Raw genomic sequence first — 4,478 nt, forward strand, 5'->3', positions numbered from 1 at the left:
CTGAAGGCCTGCTCAACCTCCTCGAGATGGTTGTGCGGTGCTACGACTGCTGACTCTCATGCGGTGCCCACCTCGTCATAGTGGATGAGGAGGACCGCGTGATTGTCGAGAAGGAGCTTGTGACCGGCGGCGAATGAAGGCGCGGCCCAAAACACTGGCCTGCGCTGGACAACCTTGCCCGGGTGTGCTGGTCACACCTCCTTCCTCCCCTTTTTCTTGTTCAAGATTCAGCTCTTGTTATGCATGAGAGTCTGAAGCTGAGTGATACTCTCCTGAGATTATTCGGTCATGTTGGACAGTCTTGTACATACGCAGTGCGACGCATGTGTGTCTGTGTGGTCACGCTACTCCTAGGGTCTGCTCGACAGTTGGCGAGTCGTCAAGGTGTGCTCCTTCACAGTGCCGCTCCTTGACGGACCCGTTGGCACCCCATGGATGTCCAACTCCCTCCAACTAAGAATGAACGGTCTATCCCACAGGACCACATCACCAATGTTCTTATCAACCCCATGAGTGAAACAGGAGGCATCCTGACTCAGGTGGTCTCAACTGTGGCAGACATGGTTTCTTCCGAACGGTTGATTCAATACTTTGTCATCACGTATGCGTTCTCGTGGGTCTTCTGGATACCTATGGCCTTTCAGAGTGCTGGTCTGTTACTTCCCTCCCTGCTGAGTGACTTTCTTGCAAGTCCGTTCAATCCGGCACCCTTCGGTCCCTTAGTTGCTGCACTGGTTCTGAGTGTCAAGTACGGCGGCGCTGCAGGTGCGAAAGCCCTCCTGGCAAGCGGGGTGAACCATCGATTCCCAAAGGTCTGGTTGATACCTGCTCTGCTTCTAATGCCTGCTGTAATACTTGCATCTGCCGCCATCGGTGTGCTGAGCATGGACTTCGCCTTTCCCATCCTCGTCGCTGAGGAGCTTGTCTTCGTTCTGCCAGTCGCCTTTGTTGTGGTGCTCCTGACTGCGGGTCCGCTCCAGGAGGAGTTCGGGTGGCGAGGGTATGCACTGCCAAGACTTCAGGCCAGATTCGGAGCATTGGTGTCAAGTGTCATCCTTGGACTGCTGTGGGCAGGCTGGCACTTGCCTCTCTTCTGGGTGTTTGCTGGTGTACCGAACGCAATGTACTACTCACATCCGGTATGGGTGATGTTTGCTGCCGTGACCCTCAACAGCATTGTCTTCACATGGGTATACAATAACACTGACAACAGCGTACTCAGTACCATGTTGCTTCACACGTCCTTCAATCTCTTCCTCTGGCTGATACCCATCACCAGCTCGGTCTGGGCGACATACGCTTCGGTGGCCTTGCTCCTACTCGTCGCGGTTGTGATAGTTGCTGTGAATGGACCGACCTCATTCCGCAGGCAACACTGAGCAGCCTTCGGGTGGCTCCTCGGGGATCACGGATTGTACTGTGTCACATACGAGTACGTGAGTGTCCCGTGTCTTGAAGCACCAGTGCAGGTCATGCGGATCCAGGGCACGGAAACGCAATCCCATGCTTCCATCTGACACGCAGAGAAGGTGTGCTCCATGAAGAACGCGCTGTCATTGTCTTCTTGATGTACAGAAGTGTACAGTGCTGAACATCACGGGGCAATCTTTATTACTGGGCGGGAAACGACGCGTTCCGGAGATGATACGACGTGAGGGATAGTCTTCACACGAGGCGGTTGCGTTCATCGCTAAGAGGCAGGTACTACTAGCCTTCGAACGCTCTTCAGAGTCAGTCGTCTCTCCGTGTACTACTTCTGATGGGACTGCTCGGTCAGTGCGATTCCTATCGCGGTCCAGGGTCCCGTCAGCGTCTAGTTCTGAAAGAATACCATTGCAGGTGACATGATGTGTCTAAGTTGAGACTAGCAATACCTAATGGGCACTTGAATGATGCGACACTGAGCATACTCTCGTCCGCCGGCTACAGGATATCTGGCGAGAAGCGGACGTACCGACCAGCCATCAACGACCATCATATCGACCTGAGGATGCTTCGTCCACAGGAGATTCCGATCTTTGTGAGTGAGGGCATCCAAGACGTTGGTATCACCGGATACGACTGGATGTGCGAATGTGGCGTTGACGTGGAACTGCTTGTTGACCTTGAGTACTCGCCGGTGCGAATCGTTGTTGCAGTCCCGAATGAGATGAACTCCGTGAACTCGCTTGGAGACCTGATAGAACTCTTTGCTCAAAGAGGGAAACAGCTGCGAGTGTTCACAGAGTATCTGACGCTGGCGAAGCGGGCACTGCTCAACGACCCTGTCTACAAGAAGTACTACGGCAGCTCTGAACCGATGGTCATCACTCCGTGGTGGCGCACCGGCAGTAACAGCCAGGTTGGAGTCTACCTCTCGTTCGGAGCCACTGAGGCCAAGCCCCCGACAGCAGCGGATGCGATAGTCGAAGTAGTGGACACAGGCACATCGCTTGAGCAGAATGGACTGAAGCCGGTGGCGACCCTGCTGAAGTCGACAGCTGTCCTGATAGCCAACAGGCAGGCCATGGAGGACCCTGTGAAGAGAGAGAAGATTGCAGATATCATGACTCTCCTGAGAGGGGTTGTCGAGGGTCGCAAGAAGCTCCATGTGTTCATCAACGTGCAGAGAGACCGGCTCGAGGAACTCCTCAGTCAGCTACCGGCGCTGCAGAGTCCGACGGTCTCACAGTTGTCGGACCCCAACTGGGTGGCGGTTAACACGGTTGTTGACAGAACCGAGTTCCTGTCACTCATACCGAAGCTGAGGAGGCTTGCTCAAGGACTGGTGGTGTTTGAGCCACGGCAAGTGCTTCCTCTTGTCACGGACGGAGGGAGGGACTCGCAATGATTGACATTCGTCTGGTCAGAGTGGATGCCCGGTCCAACATGCCGCTGACGGGCAGGTATCCATCAACGACGACATACTTGGACGGAGTGGAGAACTCAGTGCGGGCCATAGTGGAGATGGTGAGGCAGAGGGGTGACATGGCACTGCTGCAGCTGTCGGCGGAGTACGACTCTTGCACTCCGTCCTTGGAGAGGTTGAGAGTGGACCGTGCGGCTGTTGAGGACGCGTATAGCAGAGTGTCAGACTCACAGGTCGCGGCACTCGTCAAGGCCAAGGAACGCATTGAGCAGGTGTCCGAAGCGCTACTTTCCCGGTTGTCTTTCGTACTGAAGGACGGGGGCATGAGGATCTACTTCAGATACACACCACTCGATGAGGTTGGCTGCTACGTGCCCGGAGGCGAGGCAAGCTATCCCAGCTCCCTTCTCATGTGCGCAGTGCCGGCCAAGACCGCAGGCGTGCGGCGTGTGGTCGTATGCACGCCGCCTCGAGCAGCTGACCGGCTGGCGCTCACTCTTGTTGCTGCGGACCTCTGCAGGGTCGACGAAGTATACCTGACCGGAGGAGCTCAGGCCATAGCTGCCCTTGCGTACGGCACCGAGAGTATCCGTCCAGTCCAGAAGATTGTCGGGCCGGGCAACAGCTACGTGACTGCTGCCAAGAGAATGGTGTCCTCAGACACGATGATAGACATGCCTGCGGGACCTAGCGAGCTGCTCGTGCTTGCTGATGACTCTGCTGATCCAACGTTGATAGCTCTCGACATGATATCGCAGGCAGAACACAGCGTTGAGGCAGTCGCAGTACTGGTCACCAATTCGATGGACATGGCCCAGAAGGTGAGGGATGCACTTGACAGTATGCTGTCGGACCTGCCTCGTGAGGATGTGGTCCGAGAGTCACTGAGGCGGAACGGGGCACTCTATGTCTGCGAGACCCTCGAGGAGTGTATAGGACTTGTCAACGACTTCGCGCCTGAGCACCTTGAGATAGTGACCAGGGACCCTGATGCGATCCAGACACGCATAACGTCTGCAGGTCTCGTGCTGCTGGGTCCATACACACCAGTTGCCGCAAGTGACTACGGACTCGGCGTGAATCACGTCCTGCCCACATCAGGCTACGGGAGAGTCTTCTCCAGCCTCTCTGTGCTGGACTTTGTCCGGTTCTTCCATGTGGTTGAAGCCACCAATGATGGTCTGAGAGATGTGGCGAGTTCGGTGTGTGAGCTCGCCGAAGCAGAGGGGCTACGAAACCACGCCCGAGCTGTCCGAAGGAGGTTGTCAGATTGAGTCTGGCCGCAAGACGACTGATCGAGCGGGTGTCCGGATATCCGGTGTACTGCGGCCCGACCCTGAGTCTGTGCGAGACCGCTACCCCGTCTGCCCGGCCGCTGAGACTCGACCAGAACGAGAACCTGTTCCTGCCCCAAGCGTTCGTGCAAGGCGTCATTCAGAAGGCGGTGGAAGACTCGGACCCACGACTCTATCAGAGTGGGAATCTGACCGAGCTGAGACGCGAGCTGGCCGACTACGTCGGAGTGGTACCGGACTGCGTGACTGTCGGTGCCGGTGGCGACGACCTGATTCGGCTCGTGACAGAAGCGGTCCTTCGGCAGGGTGACAGGACCGTCATCATGAACCCGACC

The 4,478-nt window shown here is 56.4% G+C and carries 4 protein-coding genes; all 4 read left to right on the forward strand.

Annotated features, from left to right (window positions below):
* Positions 1–431 precede the first annotated feature (431 nt).
* Positions 432–1,379: a CPBP family intramembrane metalloprotease gene (locus tag HXY34_12550; protein ID NWF96963.1), complete on the forward strand. Its 948-nt coding sequence runs from the start codon at positions 432–434 to the stop codon at positions 1,377–1,379.
* 470 nt (positions 1,380–1,849) lie between these two features.
* A complete protein-coding gene (gene hisG, locus HXY34_12555; GenBank protein ID NWF96964.1) occupies positions 1,850–2,830 on the forward strand; it encodes an ATP phosphoribosyltransferase in 981 nt (326 codons plus the stop codon).
* On the forward strand, positions 2,827–4,122 hold the full coding sequence (gene hisD / locus HXY34_12560) for a histidinol dehydrogenase (GenBank protein NWF96965.1): 1,296 nt from the start codon (positions 2,827–2,829) through the stop codon (positions 4,120–4,122). Before hisG ends, hisD begins: the two co-directional genes overlap by 4 nt.
* Positions 4,119–4,478, forward strand: a 360-nt coding sequence (locus tag HXY34_12565; protein ID NWF96966.1) for a hypothetical protein, incomplete at its 3' end; no start/stop codon positions are given. The genes hisD and HXY34_12565, both read left to right, overlap by 4 nt.

The organism is Candidatus Thorarchaeota archaeon, assembly GCA_013388835.1.
Classification (GTDB): domain Archaea; phylum Asgardarchaeota; class Thorarchaeia; order Thorarchaeales; family Thorarchaeaceae; genus JACAEL01.

Excerpts from the sequence above, each read along its gene's own strand:
- HXY34_12550 (NWF96963.1), top strand. The coding sequence starts at position 432 with ATGGATGTCCAACTCCCTCCAACTAAGAATGAACGGTCTATCCCACAG.
- hisD (NWF96965.1), top strand. The coding sequence starts at position 2,827 with ATGATTGACATTCGTCTGGTCAGAGTGGATGCCCGGTCCAACATGCCG.